The sequence below is a fragment of the Streptomyces sp. NBC_00193 genome, assembly GCF_026342735.1.
Lineage (GTDB): Bacteria > Actinomycetota > Actinomycetes > Streptomycetales > Streptomycetaceae > Streptomyces > Streptomyces stoeckheimensis.
The window spans coordinates 669,961-689,135 of sequence record NZ_JAPEMM010000002.1 but is presented as its reverse complement, the minus strand read 5'-3'; the positions used below and the strand labels follow the sequence as shown (position 1 = coordinate 689,135).

The window sequence follows — 19,175 nt, the reverse complement described above, 5'->3', positions numbered from 1 at the left end:
CCTTTGAGGCCCTCCTGGCTCCTCGAGTACGCCATGCCCGCCACCGGCGCTCCGCAGGCCGGCAGCTGGCGTCGCCACCCGAAGGGCAGCCTCTACTACAGCCTTTCCGTCCACCCCGTGGTGGCCACGGGGGAAGGTGGCGTGGTGATGGCGACCAACCAGTCGGTCGACCACTTCACCGCGGACGGGAAGCGGTCGACGGACAGCGTCGCGACCGACCCCTACTCCGTGCAGGCGTCGGGCCGCTTCGCGGCGTACGTACGGGGATCGGGGCCGAAGCCGCGGCCGGTGGAGGTCGTCGACCTGGACCGACGCAAGCACGTCGGCCCCGTCCCGGTGCCCGACGGTGTCTTCTCACTGTCCGGGCACTGGCTGTGGCGGGAGAAGTCCAACGGCACCGTTGAAGCGGTGGATGCGCGGACCGGCGCCGTGGTGCGCACGCACACGGTCGCGAACTGCGACATCAAGGCCCTGGAGGCGTGGGGCAGCTCCGTCTACTGGAAGTGCGACGCGAAGGCGGGCGTCTACGACACTTCCTCGAAGGCCAAGGTGGCGCTCCCGGAGCACAACGACGCCCGTCTGGGCAACGGCTTCGTGGCATGGGAGAAGGACGGCGTCCTGCACTCCACCGGAACGGTGCAGCTCACCGGTGGCAGCGCGGCCTACCGTGACCTGACGGGCAAGGACGGGTTCGGTGATCTGGCGACGCTGGACTCCGCGGGTGTGCTGGCCTTTCACGGGGGCGACGGCAAGGGCGGTCTGACCAGGACGAGGGCGACCGGTGCCGGATGGCCGGCCACGTCTACGGCCGTACCGTTCGGGGACATGAACGGCGACCGGTGCAACGACGTCCTGGTACGGAACTCGGCCGGCACGCTGCGCCTGTACCAGCCGGCCTGCGGGTCGGGGGTGCCGGCCTCGCTGGGCTCGAAGTCGCTGGGCAGTGGCTTCGACGCGTACGACGTCCTGACCTCGGCCGGTGACCTCACCGGCGACGGGCGGGCGGACCTGCTCGCACGGGAGAGCGCGACCGGGTACCTCTACCTTTTCGCGCAGGACGCGGGTGCGGTGTTCAAGCCGCGGGTCAAGCTCCCCGGGGGCTGGAAGGCGTACAAGCAGGTCGTCGGGGCCGGTGATCTCAACGGCGACGGTCACGGGGATCTGCTGACCGTGGACGCGGCAAACACCCTGTGGCGGATCGACGGGGTCGGCAACGGCACCTTCAGGGCGCGGGTGCAGGTCAACGAGGCCGGCTGGGCCGACGGCCGGGTGCAGTTCATCGGCGTCGGCGACATCAGCGGCGAGGGCAAGGCCGACGTCGTATCCCGGAACAAGGCGGGCGAGCTGCTGCGGAACAGCGGCGACGGCAAGGGCGGTCTGCTGGCGACCACGAAGATCGCCAGCGGGTTCGGCGGCTACAAGGGTCTCTTCTAAGGCCTGTCTGATAATTGATCTTGTGGCAGGTCGAGGTGAGTTGGCGGACGCGGCGTGGGAGCGGATAGAGCCCTTGTTGCCGCAGGTGGACGGGCGTGGTCGGCCGTGGCGTGACCACCGGCAGGTGGTCAATGGTGTGCTGTGGCGGTTGCGGACCGGGGCTCCGTGGCGTGACCTGCCCGAGCGGTATGGGCCGTGGCAGACCGTCTACGAGCGGTTCGCCCGCTGGGAGACGGACGGCACGTGGGCAAGGCTGTTGGAGCACGTGCAGGTCCGCGACGACGCGGTGGGCCGGGTGGAGTGGACCGTCGCCGTCGACTCCACCGTCAACCGCGCCCACCAGCACGCCGCGGGCGCACGCAAAAAGGGGCCACAGACGGGGACGAACTGGAAGATTCGGGCCGCTCGCAGACGCGCCAGGCCCTCGGCCGGTCCCGAGGCGGGCTGACCACCAAGGTCCACCTCGCCGTCGACGGCCGGGGCCTGCCCCTGTCCATCGTGCTCACGCCCGGCAACGTCAACGACGCCACCGCCTTCGGTGAGGTCCTCGACGGGATCCGCGTTCCGCGAGCCGACGCCGGCCGCCCGCGCACGACACCGACCCGGGTTCTGGGCGACAAGGCCTATTCCAGCCGGGCGATCCGCCACCTGCTGCGGCGTCGGGGCATCGCCGTCACGATCCCCGAGCGCCGCGACCAAGCGGCCAACCGCCGGCGCCGAGGGCGCCTCGGCGGCCGGCCGCCCGCCTTCGACAAGGAGGTCTACCGCGACCGCAACGTGGTCGAACGATGCTTCGCGCGCCTCAAGCAGTTCCGCGCGATCGCGACCAGGTTCGACAAGCTCGCCGACCGCTACCGCGCCGGAGTCGTCCTGGCCTCGCTGATCCTCTGGCTCCGCGAAACCAGTCCGTGATCATTTGTCAGACACTGCCTAGCGCAGTGCTGGTCCGCGCCGGCCACTCGCTTGGCCGGGCCCTGGCCGTTGGCGATCTCGGGGCCGATCTTGTTCGGCGCGGCCAGGTAGATGGCGGAGGAAGTCCGGGGGAACGCCTAGCCTGGGGGAATGAACGCCACCGCCGGGCGCGAGCCCCGTTCCGACCTGCGGGACTTCCTGCGTTCCCGGCGTGCCCGGATCGGTCCCGAGGAGGTGGGGGTCGCCGCTCACCCGGGGAGGCGGCGCGTGCCCGGGTTGCGGCGGGAGGAGGTCGCGCAGCTTGCGGGGGTCAGCGTCGACTACTACACGCGGCTGGAGCAGGGGCGCACCCAGCACGTCTCCGATGAGGTCCTGGACGCCGTGGCCCGGGCGCTGCGGCTCGACGCCACCGAGCGGTCCCACCTCTTCGATCTGGCCCGTCCGCAGCGGGCCCCCGGGCCCGGGCGCGCCGCCGGCGCGGCGGCCGGAGCTCCCGGCCCCGCGGACGCCGCCGGCCCGCAGCGGGTCCGGGCGGGCCTGTACCGGGTGCTGGACGCCCTGGAGGACGGCACCCCGGCGATGATCATGGGGCGCCGGCTCGAGGTCCTGGCCGCGAACCGGCTCGCGGAGGCCCTGTACGCCGACTTCGGCGCGGCAGCGCCCCGCGCCCCGGAGTCGGACGCGCCGGAGCCGGGCGCGCCCGGTCGACGCGGGCGCAACCTGGCGCGGTTCCTCTTCCTCGACCCCGCCGCCCGCGGGCTCTTCGCCGACTGGGAGGGCGCCGCGCGCGCAGCCGTCGCCGCGCTGCGGTTCTACGCGGGCCGGCACCCGTACGATCCGGATCTGAGCCCGCTCGTCGAGGAACTGGGCGCGCTCGACGGGGACTTCCGACGCTGGTGGGCCGGGCACGACGTGCTCGAACACACCCACGGGACCAAGCGCTTCCGGCACCCCGTCGTCGGCGAACTGGCCCTGGAGTACGAGTCCTTCGCCTTCCCCGACGACCCCGACCAGACCCTCTACCTCTACACCGCCGAGCCGGGATCACCCTCCGACGAGGCGCTGCGCACCCTCGCCTCCCGGGCCGCCGGTGCGGTGCGCGCGCACCGCTGACGTCGCCCTTCTGGCACACTGGGCCGGGTTATCCAGGCGGTGCAGGACAGGAAACCGGTGCGAATCCGGTGCGGTCCCGCCACTGTGACCGGACACCCCCCGCGCGGGGACCCGGGAGTCAGACACTGACGCACCGCCTCTTTCGGTTCGACCAGGGGACGCGGATCCCCCGGAGAGGCTTCACCATGTCTTCGTACCCCCGTGCGCTGCTGCGCGCGCTCCTGCCCGTCCCCCTCCTGATACCGCTGGCCGCGTGCGGAGGATCACCCGCGGCGCAGGACGCGAAGGCGGCGGCGGGCATCGCGCCCGGATTCCCGTACACGGTCACCAACTGCGGTGTCACCAGCACCTATCAGGCACCGCCGCAGCGTGCGGTCGCGATGAACCAGCACGCGACCGAGATCCTCCTGGCCCTCGGCCTGGAGGGAAAGACGGTCGGGACGGCCTACCTGGACGACGCCGTACTGCCCGCCTACCGGCCCGCGTACGACAAGATCAAGGTGCTGGCGAAGGAGTACCCCTCCAAGGAGATCCTCCTCGGAGCCAACCCCGACTTCGTGTACGGGGGTTACTCCAGCGCCTTCGACAAGGCGCAGGGCCGCGACCGCGAGGGACTCGCGAAGTCCGGCATCAACTCCCGTCTCAGCGTGGAGTACTGCACCGAGGGCAAGGTCGGACTCGACCAGCTCAGGACCGAAATCACCGAGGTGGCGAGGACCTTCGGCGTGCCCGAGCGCGGCGAACGCCTCATCGCGGACGAACAGCGCCGCATCGAGGCCGTCAGCGCGCGCGTGAAGGACCGGGCCAAGCCCGCCGTCTTCGTCTACGACTCGGGCGAGGCCTCCGCCTTCACCTCGGGCGGCAAGGGCATCGGCAACGAGATCGTCGCGCTGGCGGGCGGCACGAACGTGTTCGCCGACCTCGACGACACCTTCGGCGACGTGTCGTGGGAGAAGGTCATCGAGCGCAAGCCCGAGGTCGTCCTCATCTACGACTACGGCGGCACCACCGTCGAAGCCAAGAAGCAGCGCCTGCTGAACGACCCGGCGCTCGCGCAGGTCCCCGCGGTCAAGAACCAGCGGTTCGTCGTGCTGCCGCTGTCCTCCGCCGTGCTCGGCGTACGCGTCGCCGACGCCGTCGAATCGCTGGGCGGCCAGCTCCACCCCGCCGCCCCGTGAGGCTCCGGGCCGCCCGCGCGTTCACCCGTACCCCGGTCGTACTGGCCCTGCTCGCCGCCGCGCTGGCCGTGTCGGCCCTGGCGGGCCTGGCCCTGGGGCCGGTACGGATCCCTCCGGGACAGGTGCTCGACATCGTGCTCGCAGGGCCGGGACCCGGCGGGGGAGCGGGCGCCTTCGGGGCGATCGTGTGGGACGTCCGCATGCCGCGCGTCCTGCTCGGAGCCGTCGTCGGCGCGGGCCTCGCCGTCGCGGGAACCGTGCTCCAGGCCCTCGTGCGCAATCCGCTCGCCGACCCGTTCCTGCTCGGGGCCTCCTCCGGGGCCTCGGCCGGGGCGGTGCTGGTGATCGTCTTCGGCGCCGGGTTCCTCGGCTTCGCGGGCGGCGCCGCGGTACCGCTGGCCGCGTTCGCCGGGTCGATGGGCGCGCTCGTCGCCGTCTACGCGATGGCCCGGCGCGGCGGCACCATGACCACCGGCCGGCTGATCCTCGCCGGAGTCGCCGTCCAGTACGTGCTGTCCGCCCTGACCAGCCTGATCCTGGTGCTGGCCGCCCATCCCGATCAGATCCGCAGCGTGCTGTTCTGGACCCTCGGCGGGCTGGGCGGGGCGCGCTGGAGCGAACTGGCCCTGCCCGCGGGGGCCCTGCTCCTGGGCACCGGGCTGCTCGTCGCCCTGGCCCGGCCGCTCGACCTGCTGCTCGCGGGGGAGGAGGGCGCCCAGACGCTCGGCCTGGACACGGGCCGGTTCCGGGCCGCCGTGTTCGTCCTCACCTCGCTGGTCATCGGCGTACTGGTGGCCTACAGCGGGGCGATCGGCTTCGTGGGGCTGATGGTCCCGCACGCCGCCCGGATGGCGGTCGGAGCCGGGCACCGGGCGCTGCTGCCCGTGGCCGCGCTGGGCGGGGCGGTGTTCCTGACCCTGGCCGACCTGATCGCCCGTACCGCCGCCGCACCGGAGGAGATCCCGGTGGGCGTGGTCACGGCGCTGGTCGGCGGGCCGTTCTTCCTGTGGATGCTGCGCAGGTCCACGCGTACCGAAGGGGTCATGGGATGACGATGGGACGGGCAGAACAGCAGGTGGGGCAGGCAGGACAGGTGGGATCTGCGGGGGAGGCTGGACCTGCGGAACTCGCCGTCGAGGCCGTGCGGTACGCGATCGACGGGCAGCCGCTGTTGCACGGGATCGACCTCACCGCCCGTCCCGGCGAGACGGTCGGGGTCGTCGGTCCCAACGGCAGCGGCAAGACGACCCTGCTGCGCTGCGTCTACGGCGCCCTGCGCCCGACCGGCGGGCGCGTCCTGCTGGACGGCGCGGACGCGGTCTCGCTGGGCGTCAAGGACCGCGCCCGGCGGGTGGCGGTCGTGCCCCAGGACGCGGCCGGGACGTTCGGGCTCACCGTGCGCGAGGTGGTCGCCATGGGGCGCAGCCCGCACAAGCGGTTCTGGGAGCAGGACGGACCCGACGACGTACGCCGCGTCGCGCTGGCCCTGGACACCGTCGGCGCGGCCGCCCTCGCGGACCGCCGCTTCGACGGGCTCTCGGGCGGCGAACGCCAGCGCGCCCTGGTGGCCCGCGCCCTCGTCCAGGACCCAGGCCTGCTCGCCCTGGACGAACCGACCAACCACCTGGACATCCGCTACCAACTGGAGATCCTCGGCCTGGTCCGCGCCCTGCCGGCCACCGCCTTGCTGGTCCTGCACGACCTCAACCTGGCGGCGATGTACTGCGACCGCCTGTACGTCCTGGCCGGCGGCCGCGTGGCGGCCTGCGGCACTCCGGCGGAGGTGCTGACGGAGCCCCTGCTGGCGGAGGTCTACGGGGTACGCACCCGCATCGCCGCCCACCCGACGACGGGAGCGCCGCACATCGTCTACCTTCCGGAGGACGGGGCACGGACGGGGTTCTGAGGTGACGGCGGAGGAGGCCCGCCCGGCGAGGCCGGGCGGGCCCGGGTCCTACTGCTTGAAGCCGCCGTACGGGACGGTGATCAGTTCCATGCCGTGGCCCGAGGGGTCCTGGAAGTAGACGCCGCGGCCGCCGTCGTTGTGGTTGATCTCGCCGGGGCGCTGCCCGTGCGGGTCGGCGAAGTAGGTGATCCTCGCCCGCTTGATCTTCTCGAAGGCCTCGTCGAACTCGGCATCGGAGACGAGGAACGCGTAGTGCTGCGGGGTGATGGACTCGGCGGCCATGTTCGCGAAGTCCAAGGTGACGCCGTTGGCGGTCTCGACGGGGATGAAGGGGCCCCAGGGGGCTCCGACTTCCAGGCCGAGGAAGTACGCCAGGAATTCGGCCGACTCCCGGTGGTCACGGGAGTGGATGATCGTGTGGTTGAGCTGAACCGTCATGAGTGGATGCCTCCGAAAGGCATGTCTCGGCACCTCCATGCCTCACCCAGCCGGTGACCGACACGCGATGCCGCGACATGATCCTAAACAGCCCTTACGGGATGAGTCCAGTGCGTTTGGATGGAGCGGTGGAGAGCGGGGGCGGTGGGGTGGCGGGCCTCATGCGCCCGGACCCCCGTACACCGACTTCACGTTGTCCTGCGCCGGATGCGTCCGTCCCGCCGGGCCCGCCGCGAAGGTGCGGAGCAGGTTCTCCGTCACCCGCGTGGTCAGGGCGCCCGAACGTGCGTCCAGGCCGTGGTTGGCTCCGCTGCGGCCGTCGCCCTTGGCGTCGAGGGCCTCCACCCAGCGCATCGTCCCCGTCGCGAAGACGGCGGCGCCGCTCGGCGTCGTGTAGTACGCCGTGTCCTGGTGGCTGGGGCGGCCGTCGCAGACCACGGGGGAGTGGGCCAGGATCTCGATCGGGCGCGGGGTCGTGAAACCGGTGTTGACCTTGTCGTACTCCACGCCGACCAGGTGCGGGAAACTGTCGCCGGCCTTCGCGCCGGTGCCCTCGAAGAGCCAGTGGCCCGGGTTGGTCACCACGTACGGGGCGTCCACCGGGTAGCCGTCGTAGATGACGCCGAGCAGCGAGCTCTCCGGGTCGGCGGCCGGTGGGGAACGGAAGTCGACGGTGGCGGGGTGTCCGCGCTTGAAGCCGGGATCCTGCTCGTAGGAGGACTTGTAGCAGACCACCGTGCGGTCCGGTCCGAGCTCGGAGGCCTCCAGCCGGATCCGGCGGTAGCAGCAGTTCGCGCCCAGGATCGCGACGTTGGTGCCCGCGTCCCGGGCCGCCGTGACGTGCGCCCGCTGCTCGGGTGACCAGTACTCGTCGTGCCCGAGGGAGAGGACCGCCGAGGCTCCTTCCAGCAGTCGCTTCTCCCGGGCCAGGTCGGTGGTCGTCGTGTACGCCAGGGGGATGCCGAGCCGCTCGGCGAGCGCGAGCAGCGGAGCCTCGTACACCAGGAAGAGACCCGCGCCGTCGTCGTACTCGTAGGGCCGGTCGAAGGTGACGGCGAGCGAGCGCGAGGCGTATCCGCCGCTGGGGCCGTCGTAACTGCCGTAGCCGCCCCAGCGGTTGTACGCCTGCCAGGTCGCCACCGCGTTGACCACGACGGTACGCCCGGCCGTGGCGGCGGACCGCACGGTGACGGGGACGAACCGCTGGCCCTCGCCGCCCTGCGCGTCGAGGCGCAGCAGGTAGCAGCCCTCGGGCCAGTCCTTGGTCTCGACGGTGGTGCTACGGGCCCACCGGGTGCGGACCGTACGCGTCGAGGCGTCCACCGTGTGGTCGGGCTGGCGCACCCCGGGCAGGGCCTCGGAGCGCCAGACCAGGCGGGCCCGGGCGCCGCCGTACCAGCCCATGCGGTAGGCGGAGACGGTGAACCGGGGTGCAGTGGTGGAGACGTGCAGGCCGAAGGGCTCGCCGGGCAGCACGCTGACACGGTCGGCGAAGCCCTCGATGGCGCGGGCCGGGCCGGCCTTGGCGACCTGCCAGTCGGCGTTCCCCGGGCGGGCGTTCTCGGCCCGTACGTCGAAGCCGTGCGGCCCCTCCTTCTTCGGCGGGGGACCGGACGGTTCCGGGCTCTCGCCGGGCCCCGCCCCGTCCGCCGTCCCGGTGTCCCCGCCCGCGCAGCCGGCCACGGCCCCCAGCCCGGCGGCGGTGGCCGCGGCCCCCGTCGCCAGGGCGAGGAACCGCCGCCTGCCCGCGCCTTCGCCGTCCCCGGATATGTGCTCCTGATCCATGCAGGTCACGCTATGTCACCCCGTGGGCTCTGTTTTTACCGCCCCGCGCGTGTCCGGGGATCAGGCCGGCCGGATATCGGGGCGGCACGACATCGGGGCGGCCTGACATCGGGGCGGCCGGAGATCACCCCAGCCTCACCTTCACCACCTGGCTCGCTCCCGCCAGGGCGGTGAGGCTGCCGAAGCCGAGCTGGAGCGCGGTCCCGGTGCTTGCCGAGACCACGCTCGCCGGCTGGGACAGCACCTGGGCGACGGGCCGGTTCCACACGAGGGTCAGCCCCGAGAGGGTGCGGGTCGGGTCCGAGACGCAGACCACGGCCGTGCCGTCGCCGAGCTCCCGCACCGTGACCGAACACGGCGCGCTCGCCTGCAGGGCGCCGATGGTCGCGGCCTGCCAGAAGTTCACCCCGGTGAAGCCGAGCGAGCCCACCGCCACCCCCTGGGCGGTCGGGTTGTTGGCGAGGACCGTGAGCCATCCGCCGGCGGCGGACCGCGCCGAGGTCTGGGCCGCCGAGGCTCCCGGCATCAGCTGGTAGGTGTAGCTGCCGGCGGCCGGGTTGGTCCCGTGGTCGTACCAGAGGGTCAGATAGCGCCGGGTGAGAACCGTGGTGGAAGAGCCCCGGTTGATGTCGCTCCACCGGCCGGTGCGGGCCTCCCGCAGCGCCCGGAAGGTGCCCGAACCCGACATCACATAGCCGCCGAAGCCCGCCAGGTGCGCCCAGCCGGGCCCGGGGAAGGAGGCGGTCCAGCCCAGCGTGGCCGGCTGGACCGTACCGCTCACGGTCAGGGCGTGGGCGCCGGTCGCGCCCAGGTTCCGGTTGTCGATGACCGTGTCGACCGCGGCGCCGTCCGTGGAGCTGATCCCGGCGCCCAGGCAGACCACCGTGTCGTCGAGGAAGAACCAGGACTTGCGGGCCGTGAGCGTGCTGCCCAGCCCCTTCAGGTGCTGGCCCACCGAGGCGAACTCCCCGTCGGTCGTGCCGCCCACCCAGGTGACGTCCGGCCGGGAGGCACCCCAGTCGCCCCCGGCGCCGTCGGCCAGCGCCTTGCGGGAGGCGGTGGTCCCGGGCAGCCGGTAGGGATCGACCGTGGGCCAGAACGCGTCCGAGTACTGGCCGTTCCCGTAGGTGGAACCCCACCAGGAGAGCATGCCGCTGCCCGTGTGCCAGCCGCGCAGGTTCTCGCCGTTGCCCGTCTCGTAGTGCGTGATCCGCTTCGAGGCCATGGACAGGGAGGCCGCCCACGTCGGCCTGCGGTGCGTGGCCCGGTCCATCGAGGGGAACAGCCGGTGCGCCACCGGCTCGGGCACCGCCGTGACCGCGGCGTCCGCCGAGACCTCGGAGAGCCGGGCGAGGGCCGACAGGCTCTGGGTGGCGTCCGACAGCGGAGGGCCGTAGTAGTCCCGCGCCGTCCAGCCCTTCACCAGTCCGCGCCAGCGCGTCCGTTCGGCGGTGCTCGCGCCCTCGGCGAGGAGCAGGATCGCGGCGAGGACCGAGTGCCCGCGGGTGTGGTCGTCAAGCTGCGCCTGGAGCGGATCGGCCACTTGGACCCCGCGGCTCGGTGCCCGGCCCGATACGGCGTCCATCATCAGCCCGTTGTAGAGGAACGGCGCCCACGCCTGCTCCACCGCGTCGAAGACGATCTGCGCGCCGGGGTCGGTGACCTCCCAGGCCGTCCCCTTCAACAGGCCGAACAGCATGCCCAGTCCGCCGAGCATCACCGAGCCGTACGAGCCGGTGTACGCGACGTAGGTGTGCTGGATGAAGGAGCCGTCCCGGTAGAGCCCGTCGCCGGAGGTGACGTACGGGAACACCGGCGTGAGCGCGTCCCGGGCCAGGGCGATCTTCGCGTCGTCGCCGCCGACCACACCGCGCAGCGCGAGGACCCGGCACAGGTCCACCCGGTTCGCCCCGGTGCTGGTCCCCGTGTACGAGCCGACCGAGGAATCCGGGACGAAGTGGTCCACGGCGGCGCAGTAGGCGGTGAGCTGGGCCGCGGTGAGCTGGCCGTACATCAGGACGACGGTGTCGAGCAGCGCCTGGGGGGCGCCGATCTGCCAGCACCACCAGTTGCCGTACCGCGCCTGCCCGGCGTTGTAGACCTGGGCGTGGAGATGGTCCAGTCCGGTCAGCACGGCCGTACGCAGCGCGGCGTCACCGGTGAGCCCCGTCCCCGGTCTGACGTAGGCCTCCGCCATGCTCCGCAGCCGGTAGTAGCTCTGCGCCATCCACTCGGGGTCGGTGGTGAAGACCTGGTCGGGCCAGAGCGAACCGGTCGCCGGGGCCATCGAGGAGCGCCACTGGCCGGCCTGCGCGCCCAGCGCGGTCAGCCGCGTACGGAACGGCTCCGCGGTGGGGGAGGACACGCTCCCCAGGAGGAGGCCCTGCCACACCGCGCGCATGGCGGCGTGCACCGAGGTCACCGTCCCGGCGGTCGCGGGGAAGGCGGGGGTGCCGAGCAGCACCACGCCGCCACCGACCGCCGTGAGGAAGGCACGGCGGCTCCACACATCTGTCATCACAGTCTCCTTTGACTGGAACGCTGCTTCGCCCGAGACGCTGCTCGGCCCGAAACGCTGTGGCCCCCCCGTGCACTTCGGTTCACGCACCCCCCTTCACCTCATGCGACGTGCTCGCGGTAGCGGTCGATCACCTCCCGCAGCACCTCTTCACCGTCGCGCGCCCACAGCCCGGGATGGAAGATCTCCACCTCTACCGGCCCCAGGTACCCCGCGGAGTCGGTCAGCTCCCGGAAGGCCCTCAGGTCGATCGAGCCGTCGCCCAGCTGCCCCCGCCCCAGCAGCACGCCCTCGGGGAGCGGCGTCACCCAGTCGGCGACCTGGACGGAGACGATCCGCCCGGCCTCTCCGGCCCGCCTGACCTCGGACGGCAGCCGCTCGTCCCACCACAGGTGGTAGGAGTCGACGACCACCCCCACCCGCGTCGCCGGGAACTCCTCGGCGATGTCCAGGGCCTGACCGAGGGTGGAGACCACGCACCGGTCCGCCGCGTACATCGGGTGCAGCGGCTCGATCCCCAGGCGCACCCCGTGCCCGGCGGCGTACGGGACCAGCTCGCCCAGGATGTCGACGATCCGCCGCCGGGCTCCCGCCAGGTCCCGGTCGCCGTCCGGCAGGCCGCCCGAGACCAGGACCAGCGCGTCGGCGCCCAGTTCGGCGGCTTCCTCCACGGCACGGCGGTTGTCCTCGAGGGCGGCCGCCCGCCCGTCCGGATCGGCGGCGGTGAAGAAGCCGCCCCGGCACAGCGAGCTGACCCGCAGTCCGGCCCCGGCGACCAGCTTCGCGGTCTCCCGCACCCCGAACCGCTGCACGGGATCGCGCCACAGCCCGACCGCGCCGACCCCGGCCGCGCTGCACCCGGCCACCAGCTCGGGAAGGGACCACTGGCGGATCGTCTCCTGGTTCAGACTGAACCGGGCAGGCGCCCCCGCCGGGCTCACGCGGCCACCCCGTGCAGCGCGAGCAGCTGTCGCATCCGGGCCTCGGCGAGCTCCGGGTCCGGGAACAGGCCCAGGTTGTCGGCCAGTTCGTAGGCGGTGGCCAGATGGGGGAGCGAGCGGGCCGAGTGCAGCCCGCCGACCATCGTGAAGTGTTCCTGGTGTCCCGCGAGCCAGGCCAGGAGCACGACGCCCGTCTTGTAGTAGCGGGTGGGCGGAGCGAACAGGTGCCGGGACAGCGCCACCGTCGGATCCAGCAGCTCCCGGAATCCGGCCGCGTCGTCCTGGTCGAGGGCGAGCGCCGCCCGCGCCGCGAGCGGGGCGATCGGATCGAAGATCCCCAGGAGGGCGTCGCTGGCCAGCTCGCCGTCCCCGGCGATCAGCTCCGGATAGTGGTAGTCGTCGCCCGTGTAGCAGCGCACGCCCGCGGGCAGCCGCCGCCGGATGTCCACCTCGCGCCCCGCGTCGAGCAGCGAGACCTTGATGCCGTCGACCTTCTCCGGATACTCGGAAATGATCTTCAGGAAGACGTCCGTGGCCGCGTCCAGGTCCGCGTGCCCCCAGTACCCCTCCAGCGCCGGGTCGAACATCGGGCCCAGCCAGTGCAGGACCACGGGCCGGGAACTCTGCCGCAGCAGCCTCCCGTACACCTCCAGGTAGTCCTCCGGCCCGCGCGCCGCAGCGGCCAGCGCCCGGGAGGCCATCAGCACGGCCGTCGCCCCGCACTCCTCGACCAGCGCCAGCTGCTCCTCGTACGCCGCGGTGACGGCGGCCAGGGTGTGCGCGGTGTCCGGAGCCAGCTGGTCGGTGCCCGCCCCGCAGACGATCCGGCCGCCCACCGACCGGGCTTCGGCGGTCGAACGGCGGATCAGCTCCGCCGCGCCCGGCCAGTCCAGGCCCATCCCGCGCTGCGCCGTGTCCATGGCCTCGGCGACCCCGAGGCCCTGCGCCCACAGCGTGTGCCGGAAGGCCAGCGTGGACTCCCAGTCGATGACAGGCCCGGATTCGGCCGAGGCGGAGAGGGGGTCGGCCACCACGTGCGCGGCCGAGTAGAAGGTGCGGCTGCGGGCCGGGCCGCAGGTGAGCGGCGCCAGGGGAGCGGTCACCGGCGCGTGGAGGCGCAGCCTTCCGTCCGCGGAGGGGAGCCGGATGCTCACAGCGCCACCTCCGGGACCACGAGCCGTCGGCCCTCCGCGGAGGAACGCAGCCCGAGATCGGCCAGCTGCACCCCGCGGGCCCCGGCCAGCAGGTCCCACTGCCAGGGCTCGTCCCGTACGACGTGGCGCAGGAACAGCTCCCACTGGGCCTTGAAGCCGTTGTCGGCAGGGGTGTTGTCCGGGACCTCCTGCCACTGGTCGCGGAAGTTCTCGGTCAGGGGAAGGTCCGGATTCCACACCGGCTTCGGAGTCGTCGCGCGGTGCTGGATCCGGCAGCCGCGCAGCCCGGCGACCGCCGACCCGTGCGTCCCGTCCACCTGGAACTCCACGAGCTCGTCGCGGTTGACCCGTACCGCCCAGGAGGAGTTGATCTGCGCGACGGCGCCCCCCTCCAGCTCGAAGATCCCGTACGCCGCGTCGTCCGCGGTGGCCTCGTACGGCTTGCCCTCCTCGTCCCAGCGGCGGCCGATGTGGGTGCGCGTCAGCGCCTGCACCGTGCGGACCCGGCCGAACAGCTCGTGCAGCAGGTACTCCCAGTGCGGGAACATGTCGGCGACGATGCCGCCGCCGTCCTGGGAGCGGTAGTTCCAGGAAGGGCGCTGGGCGGACTGCCAGTCGCCTTCGAAGACCCAGTATCCGAACTCCCCGCGCACGGACAGGATCTCGCCGAAGAAGCCGCCGTCGATGAGCCGCTTGAGCTTCAGCAGGCCCGGCAGGAACAGCTTGTCCTGCACCACCCCGTGCTTGACGCCGGCCGCGTCGGCCAGTCGCGCGATCTCCAGCGAGGACTCGAAGGTGAGGGCGGTGGGCTTCTCGCAGTACACGTGCTTGCCGGCCGCCACGGCCTGCCGCACGGCCGCCTCGCGGGCGCCGGTGACCTGGGCGTCGAAGTAGATCTCGACCTCGGGGTCGGCCAGCACCGCGGCCAGGTCCGTGCTCACGTGCTCCAGGCCGTGCCGCTCCGCGATGGCCCGCAGGGCCTCCTCGCGGCGACCGACCAGCACCGGCTCCGGCCACAGCACCGTGCCGTCGCCGAGGTCGAGCCCGCCCTGCTCGCGCAGTGCGAGCAGGGAGCGGACCAGGTGCTGGCGATATCCCATCCGCCCGGTGACGCCGTTCATGGCGATCTTGATCGTCCTGCGCTGCACGGTGTCCCCCTCCTTCGTCTTGTTGCGGTGTTCCTCAGTGCGGAGCTTCCGGGAAAGAGCGTAGAAAGCGCTTTCTCTCCGTTCAGGCTAGGGCCGCTCGGTGTCGCGGTGCAAGACTCTTACGGGTGATAGAAAGCGCTTTCTTCATCGGCGACTATGGAGATCCACACACCGGGTGAGACGATGGCCCGGGACGGAACGGAAGGAGGGGACGATGGCGGTCACACTCGCCGAAGTGGCGGCGCACGCGGGCGTATCGCCCGCCACGGTCTCGCGCGTGCTCAACGGCGGTTATCCGGTGGCGGGCGGCACCAGGACCCGGGTGGAGCGGGCGATCGAGGACCTCGGCTACATCGCCAACGGCCCCGCGCGGGCCCTCGCCGCCGCGACCTCCGACCTGATCGGCGTCCTCGTCCACGATGTCGCGGACAGCTTCTTCGGGATCCTCGCCGGATCCCTGCAGAGCGCCCTGGCCCCCGGCGGGCAGGGCGGCGCGCGCCGGCTCGCCGTCGTCTGCAACACCGAGGGCGCCCCGGCCGCCGAGCTCGACTACCTCGCCCTCCTCGAAGGACAGCGGGCCGGCGGGGTCGTCCTGACCGGCGGCGCCGTGGAGGATCCGGAGCACACCCGGGCGCTCGCCGCCCGCCTCGCCCGCATCGCGGCCACCGGCGCCCCGGTGGTGCTCTGCGGGCGGCCCCCGCTGCCCCTGCCCGCCGGACTTCCCGTCGCCACCGTCATGTTCGACGACCGGGGCGGCGCCTTCCGGCTCACCGAGCACCTGCTGACGCTCGGCCACCGGCACATCGCCTACGTGGCCGGCCCGCCCGGGCTGAGCACCACCCGGGAGCGCCTCGCCGGACACCAGGACGCCCTGCGCGACCACGACCCCGAACTGCCCGCGCACTGCGCAGGCCTCACCGTGCACGCGGGGTTCGAGCGGTCCGCCGGATACGACGCCACCCGCGAACTGCTCCGCCGCGGCGCGCCCTTCACCGCCGTGGCCGCCGCCAACGACACCGTCGCCACCGGGGTCGCCGCGGCCCTGCGCGAGGCCGGCCTGCGGATACCCGAGGACGTCTCCGTCGCCGGCTTCGACGACCTGCCCGTCTGCGTCGACACCGCACCCACCCTCACCACCGTCCGGGTGCCGCTGCGCGAAGCGGGGGTGCTCGCGGCCCAGCTCGTCACGGGCCGCAGGGCGCTGCCCCCCGGCGGCATCACCACGCTGCCCGCCGAGCTGACGGTGCGCGCCTCCACCGCACCGCCGCCCGCCGCCCGGCCCACCGCCACCGAAGGGGGCCGTCCGTGAGGTACGCCTTCTCCACCCTCGGCCTGCCCGGCACCCCGCTGGAGCGCAGCGCGGAGCTCGCCTCCACGCACGGCTACCAGGGCCTCGAACTGCGGGCCCACCCCGAGGAGCCCCTGCATCCCGCCAGCTCCGCCGGCGACCGCGCGGCCGGCCTGCGCACCCTGACCGCCGCCGGTGTCACCGTCCTCGGAGTCGCGGGCTACGCCCGGGTCGCCGCGCCGGGCCCCGACGAGCCCGTCCTCGCCGAGATCCAGGCCCTGGTCCGGCTCGCCGCCGACCTCGAAGCCCCCTACGTACGGGTCTTCCCCGGCGGAGGCGAATCACCCCGGGCCGACGCCGACGACCACGCCGTCCGCAGGCTCAGGGCCGCCGCACCCTTCGCCGAGCGGCACGGGGTCCGGATCCTGCTGGAGACCCACGACTCGCACCGCACCGGGACCGCCACGGCCCGGGTCCTCGACCGGGTCGCGCATCCGGGCGCGGGGGCGCTGTGGGACGTACTGCACACCTGGCTCGGGGGCGAGGCGCCGGCCGAGTCGAGCCGGGCCCTGGCCGGGCACCTGGGGTACGTCCAGGTCAAGGACGTGGCGTCCGCGCAGGAGCTGACCCCGCTCGGGCTCGGCGGGGGAGCGCTGCCACTCGCCGAGGCGGTGGCCCTCGCACCGCCGGGGGGCTGGCTCTGCTGGGAGTACGAGAAGCGCTGGTACCCCGCCGCCGGCGCACTGCCGGAGCGTCTCGGGCCGGGCCGCGCGTACTTGGAGCGACTGGTCCGCGCGGCGCGGACCGGGCAGGAGCCGAAAGAGACGGCCTAGGTGCATTGCCTCGTTGGGCTGGGGACGCGGCTTGCGTACCGCGTCTCAAACGGCTGGTCAGTGCGCATGGGCTGGTCTGCTTGCCGGGAATCGGATCGCCATCAACGGGGTTGGTGGGGGATGAGCCGTTAATCGCCATCAACGGGGTGGCGGGGGACGAGCTGTTATTGGAGAGCCATGCGAGCGATTCAGGTGTACGAAGTGGGCGGTCCCGAGGTGTTGCAGGAGGTCGAGGTGGACCAGCCGCGGCCGGGTCCGGGCGAGGCGGTCGTGGAGGTCGCCGCATCCGGGGTCAACTTCCTCGACGTCTACCACCGCGAAGGCCGGTACAGCCTGCCGCTGCCCTTCACCCCGGGCGCTGAGGGCGCCGGCACGGTCGTCGAAGTCGGACCCGGCGTCGCCGACGTCGCAGTCGGGGACCGGGTCGGTTGGGTGGAGATTCCCGGCACGTATGCCGAGCGGGCCGTCGTGGACTCCTCCCGGCTGGTGCCGCTGCCCGACGACATCGACTTCGAGACAGCCGCCGCCGTGCTCCTCCAAGGCATGACCGCGCACTATCTCATCAAGGACGCCTACCCGGTTCAGGGGGGCGACACGGTGCTCGTGCATGCGGCTGCCGGTGGCATGGGGCTGCTCTTGACCCAGCTCATCACCCATCTCGGCGGCAGGGTGATCGGCACGACGTCGACCACGGCGAAGGCCGAGCTGGCGAAGCGTGCCGGGGCCGCCGAGGTGATCCTTTCCTCCGCGGTCGACGATCTCGCAGCCGAGGTGAGGCGGCTCAACGGCGGTGAGGGACTGCCGGTTGTCTTCGACGGCGTCGGCGCGCACACCTTCGATGCGAGCCTCGCCAGCCTGCGAACCCGCGGCCATCTCGTGCTCTTCGGCGCGGCAAGTGGTGCCGTGCCGCCGTTCGATCCGATTCGGCTCGCCCACGGCGGTTCGCTGACCCTGATCCGGCCCAGCCTCGGGGACTTCATCGCCGATCGGTCCGAACTGCTCCGACGGGCCGCCGATGTGTTCGAGTGGGTGCGCTCCAAGGCGCTCGAGGTCGCCGTAACGGGCCGCTACGCATTGTCCGAGGCCGCCCAGGCCCACAGCGATCTGGAGGCTCGGCGTACCACCGGCAAGCTGCTCGTCGTACCCGGTGCGGCCGCTGTCGGACGCCGCGAGGAGACGCAGAGCTGATCGCGGGTGACGAGGTCGGGGATCTTGGAGACTGGGATGGCGAGGGCATGGCCGACCGTCATCGCCAAGATCCCCGACAGCGTCAGGCACTCAGCAGGCCGAGATCAAGTTCTGGCGGGTGTCTGACCACCTAGGCCGACCGGCCGAGCCGGTCGCGGTCGACGGTGTGGCGGAAGCCGAGGCCCCGGGCGTAGCGCTCCACTTCCTCGACCGCCGACAGCGCCAGCCGGTCCAGTTCCCCGCCCAGGGAACCGGCCACGTGCGGGGTGAGCAGCACGTTGGGCAGGTCGTACAGCGGGGAGTCGGCGGGCAGCACCTCCGGCTCGGTGTGGTCGAGCACGGCGTGCAGCCGCCCCGAGACCAGCTCCCCGGTCAGCGCCGCGGTGTCGACGAGCGAGCCCCGCGCGGTGTTCACGAGGGTGGCCCCGTCCCGCATCAGGGCCAGCCGGGACGCGTTCAGCAGCCGGCGGGTCTGCGGCAGCTCGGGAGCGTGCAGGCTCACCACGTCGCTCCGGGAGAGCAGTTCGTTCAGGGCGACGGCCTCGGCGCCGAGGGCGGCGAGCTCGGCCGGATCGGCGTACGGATCGTGCACGAGCACCCGCAGGTCGAAGGGGCGCAGCAGCTCCAGCACGCGGCGGCCGATCAGTGAGGCGCCGACCAGGCCGACGGTACGGCGGTAGTTGCCGACGGCGGGGTAGTGGCGCAGCGGGTCGACGGGGCCGCGGGCGGCCCGGTAGGCGTGCGCGGAGTCCAGGACCCGCTTGTTGGCGAACAGGATGGCGGCGAGCGTGTACTCCGCGACCGGCAGGGCGTTCGCGGCGGCCGAGCTGGAGACGAGCAGCCCCCGCTCCCAACAGGCCGGGGTGACATGGTGTTTGACACTGCCGGCGGCGTGCACGACCGCCCGGAGCTCCGGCATCAGCTCCAGCGCCCGCGCGTCCAGCGGAGGGCAGCCCCACCCGGTGAACAGGACCTCGGCCACGGCCAGCCGCTGCCGCAGCGCGTCCTCGGAGCGGGCGGAGCCGAAGTCGGTGACGAGCAGCCCGGGGTCCACATCGGCGACCCGGACCAGCTCCGGAAGGATCCGCTCCCCGAGGACGGCGGCCCGGGTCGGGGCGCTCATGGCGAGTACGGTGACCGGCCGACGGGGCGCGGGAAGGGGAGAGAGGACGGAGTCGGAGGCGGGGTGGGTCACTTGGCGGCTCCTGCGGTGAGATCCGAAGTCCCGATGGTCACGCGAAGTCTTTTGCGATCGTGTGAAATTCTCCACCGGTGCGGGCCCCCGTCCCGGGGACGGGGGACGGGTGCGCTCTACACTGCCGTCCTGCCGATCATGTGC

The 19,175-nt window shown here is 72.8% G+C and carries 15 protein-coding genes, 1 pseudogene and 1 riboswitch; of the genes and pseudogenes, 9 read left to right on the top strand and 7 right to left on the bottom strand.

The features are described 5' to 3' along the window. The first annotated feature begins 33 nt into the window (after positions 1-33). The 6 genes and pseudogenes from OG898_RS31180 (at position 34) to OG898_RS31155 (ending at position 6,543) form a co-directional block, all read left to right on the top strand. Positions 34-1,434, top strand: a complete 1,401-nt coding sequence (locus OG898_RS31180) for a VCBS repeat-containing protein (protein WP_266961488.1) — start codon at positions 34-36, stop codon at positions 1,432-1,434. Positions 1,435-1,456: 22 nt separating this feature from the next. Beyond that, positions 1,457-2,368: pseudogene (locus OG898_RS31175) on the top strand (IS5 family transposase). 128 nt (positions 2,369-2,496) lie between these two features. Further along, positions 2,497-3,459 (top strand): helix-turn-helix transcriptional regulator, encoded by a 963-nt coding sequence (locus tag OG898_RS31170; protein ID WP_250738053.1) that lies wholly within the window; start codon positions 2,497-2,499, stop codon positions 3,457-3,459. Between the two features lie 46 nt (positions 3,460-3,505). Then, positions 3,506-3,587: riboswitch (cobalamin riboswitch) on the top strand. Between the two features lie 57 nt (positions 3,588-3,644). Beyond that, positions 3,645-4,637: an ABC transporter substrate-binding protein gene (locus OG898_RS31165; RefSeq protein WP_266961486.1), complete on the top strand. Its 993-nt coding sequence runs from the start codon at positions 3,645-3,647 to the stop codon at positions 4,635-4,637. Beyond that, positions 4,634-5,689, top strand: coding sequence for an iron ABC transporter permease (locus OG898_RS31160; RefSeq protein WP_266961484.1), 1,056 nt, complete (start codon positions 4,634-4,636; stop codon positions 5,687-5,689). Before OG898_RS31165 ends, OG898_RS31160 begins: the two co-directional genes overlap by 4 nt. Beyond that, a complete protein-coding gene (locus tag OG898_RS31155) occupies positions 5,686-6,543 on the top strand; it encodes an ABC transporter ATP-binding protein (protein ID WP_266961482.1) in 858 nt (285 codons plus the stop codon). Before OG898_RS31160 ends, OG898_RS31155 begins: the two co-directional genes overlap by 4 nt. 48 nt (positions 6,544-6,591) lie before the next feature. Here OG898_RS31155 and OG898_RS31150 read toward each other — a convergent pair whose 3' ends face one another. The 6 genes from OG898_RS31150 to OG898_RS31125 all read right to left on the bottom strand — a co-directional run bounded on the left by OG898_RS31150 (position 6,592) and on the right by OG898_RS31125 (position 14,527). Further along, on the bottom strand, positions 6,592-6,981 hold the full coding sequence (locus OG898_RS31150; protein WP_250738048.1) for a VOC family protein: 390 nt from the start codon (positions 6,979-6,981) through the stop codon (positions 6,592-6,594). Between the two features lie 159 nt (positions 6,982-7,140). Next, on the bottom strand, positions 7,141-8,766 hold the full coding sequence (locus OG898_RS31145; RefSeq protein ID WP_266961479.1) for a N,N-dimethylformamidase beta subunit family domain-containing protein: 1,626 nt from the start codon (positions 8,764-8,766) through the stop codon (positions 7,141-7,143). A 124-nt stretch (positions 8,767-8,890) separates the two neighbouring features. Then, positions 8,891-11,284 carry a polysaccharide lyase 8 family protein gene (locus OG898_RS31140; protein ID WP_266961478.1) on the bottom strand — a complete coding sequence of 798 codons (2,394 nt, stop codon included), beginning with the start codon at positions 11,282-11,284 and terminating at the stop codon, positions 8,891-8,893. Between the two features lie 101 nt (positions 11,285-11,385). After that, a complete protein-coding gene (locus OG898_RS31135) occupies positions 11,386-12,225 on the bottom strand; it encodes a sugar phosphate isomerase/epimerase (protein ID WP_266961477.1) in 840 nt (279 codons plus the stop codon). Further along, positions 12,222-13,379, bottom strand: a complete 1,158-nt coding sequence (locus tag OG898_RS31130; RefSeq protein ID WP_266961475.1) for a dihydrodipicolinate synthase family protein — start codon at positions 13,377-13,379, stop codon at positions 12,222-12,224. Before OG898_RS31130 ends, OG898_RS31135 begins: the two co-directional genes overlap by 4 nt. Then, positions 13,376-14,527: a Gfo/Idh/MocA family protein gene (locus OG898_RS31125; RefSeq protein WP_250738036.1), complete on the bottom strand. Its 1,152-nt coding sequence runs from the start codon at positions 14,525-14,527 to the stop codon at positions 13,376-13,378. Before OG898_RS31125 ends, OG898_RS31130 begins: the two co-directional genes overlap by 4 nt. 214 nt (positions 14,528-14,741) lie before the next feature. Between OG898_RS31125 and OG898_RS31120 the strand changes: the two genes are divergently transcribed. The 3 genes from OG898_RS31120 (at position 14,742) to OG898_RS31110 (ending at position 17,836) form a co-directional block, all read left to right on the top strand. Next, entirely contained in the window at positions 14,742-15,836 is a 1,095-nt protein-coding gene (locus tag OG898_RS31120) for a LacI family DNA-binding transcriptional regulator (RefSeq protein WP_266961472.1), read from the top strand. Then, complete coding sequence (locus tag OG898_RS31115; protein WP_266961470.1) at positions 15,833-16,648, top strand: sugar phosphate isomerase/epimerase; 816 nt, start codon at positions 15,833-15,835, stop codon at positions 16,646-16,648. Before OG898_RS31120 ends, OG898_RS31115 begins: the two co-directional genes overlap by 4 nt. 177 nt (positions 16,649-16,825) lie before the next feature. After that, positions 16,826-17,836 carry a quinone oxidoreductase gene (locus OG898_RS31110; protein ID WP_266961468.1) on the top strand — a complete coding sequence of 337 codons (1,011 nt, stop codon included), beginning with the start codon at positions 16,826-16,828 and terminating at the stop codon, positions 17,834-17,836. A gap of 130 nt (positions 17,837-17,966) precedes the next feature. On the opposite strand, the gene OG898_RS31105 is transcribed toward OG898_RS31110, so the two are convergent. Beyond that, positions 17,967-18,959 (bottom strand): hydroxyacid dehydrogenase, encoded by a 993-nt coding sequence (locus OG898_RS31105; protein WP_266961466.1) that lies wholly within the window; start codon positions 18,957-18,959, stop codon positions 17,967-17,969. Positions 18,960-19,175: the final 216 nt, after the last annotated feature.

Excerpts from the sequence above, each read along its gene's own strand:
- OG898_RS31180 (WP_266961488.1), top strand. The coding sequence starts at position 34 with ATGCCCGCCACCGGCGCTCCGCAGGCCGGCAGCTGGCGTCGCCACCCG.
- OG898_RS31170 (WP_250738053.1), top strand. The coding sequence starts at position 2,497 with ATGAACGCCACCGCCGGGCGCGAGCCCCGTTCCGACCTGCGGGACTTC.
- OG898_RS31165 (WP_266961486.1), top strand. The coding sequence starts at position 3,645 with ATGTCTTCGTACCCCCGTGCGCTGCTGCGCGCGCTCCTGCCCGTCCCC.
- OG898_RS31155 (WP_266961482.1), top strand. The coding sequence starts at position 5,686 with ATGACGATGGGACGGGCAGAACAGCAGGTGGGGCAGGCAGGACAGGTG.
- OG898_RS31150 (WP_250738048.1), bottom strand. The coding sequence starts at position 6,981 with ATGACGGTTCAGCTCAACCACACGATCATCCACTCCCGTGACCACCGG.
- OG898_RS31145 (WP_266961479.1), bottom strand. The coding sequence starts at position 8,766 with ATGGATCAGGAGCACATATCCGGGGACGGCGAAGGCGCGGGCAGGCGG.
- OG898_RS31140 (WP_266961478.1), bottom strand. The coding sequence starts at position 11,284 with ATGACAGATGTGTGGAGCCGCCGTGCCTTCCTCACGGCGGTCGGTGGC.
- OG898_RS31120 (WP_266961472.1), top strand. The coding sequence starts at position 14,742 with ATGGCGGTCACACTCGCCGAAGTGGCGGCGCACGCGGGCGTATCGCCC.
- OG898_RS31110 (WP_266961468.1), top strand. The coding sequence starts at position 16,826 with ATGCGAGCGATTCAGGTGTACGAAGTGGGCGGTCCCGAGGTGTTGCAG.
- OG898_RS31105 (WP_266961466.1), bottom strand. The coding sequence starts at position 18,959 with ATGAGCGCCCCGACCCGGGCCGCCGTCCTCGGGGAGCGGATCCTTCCG.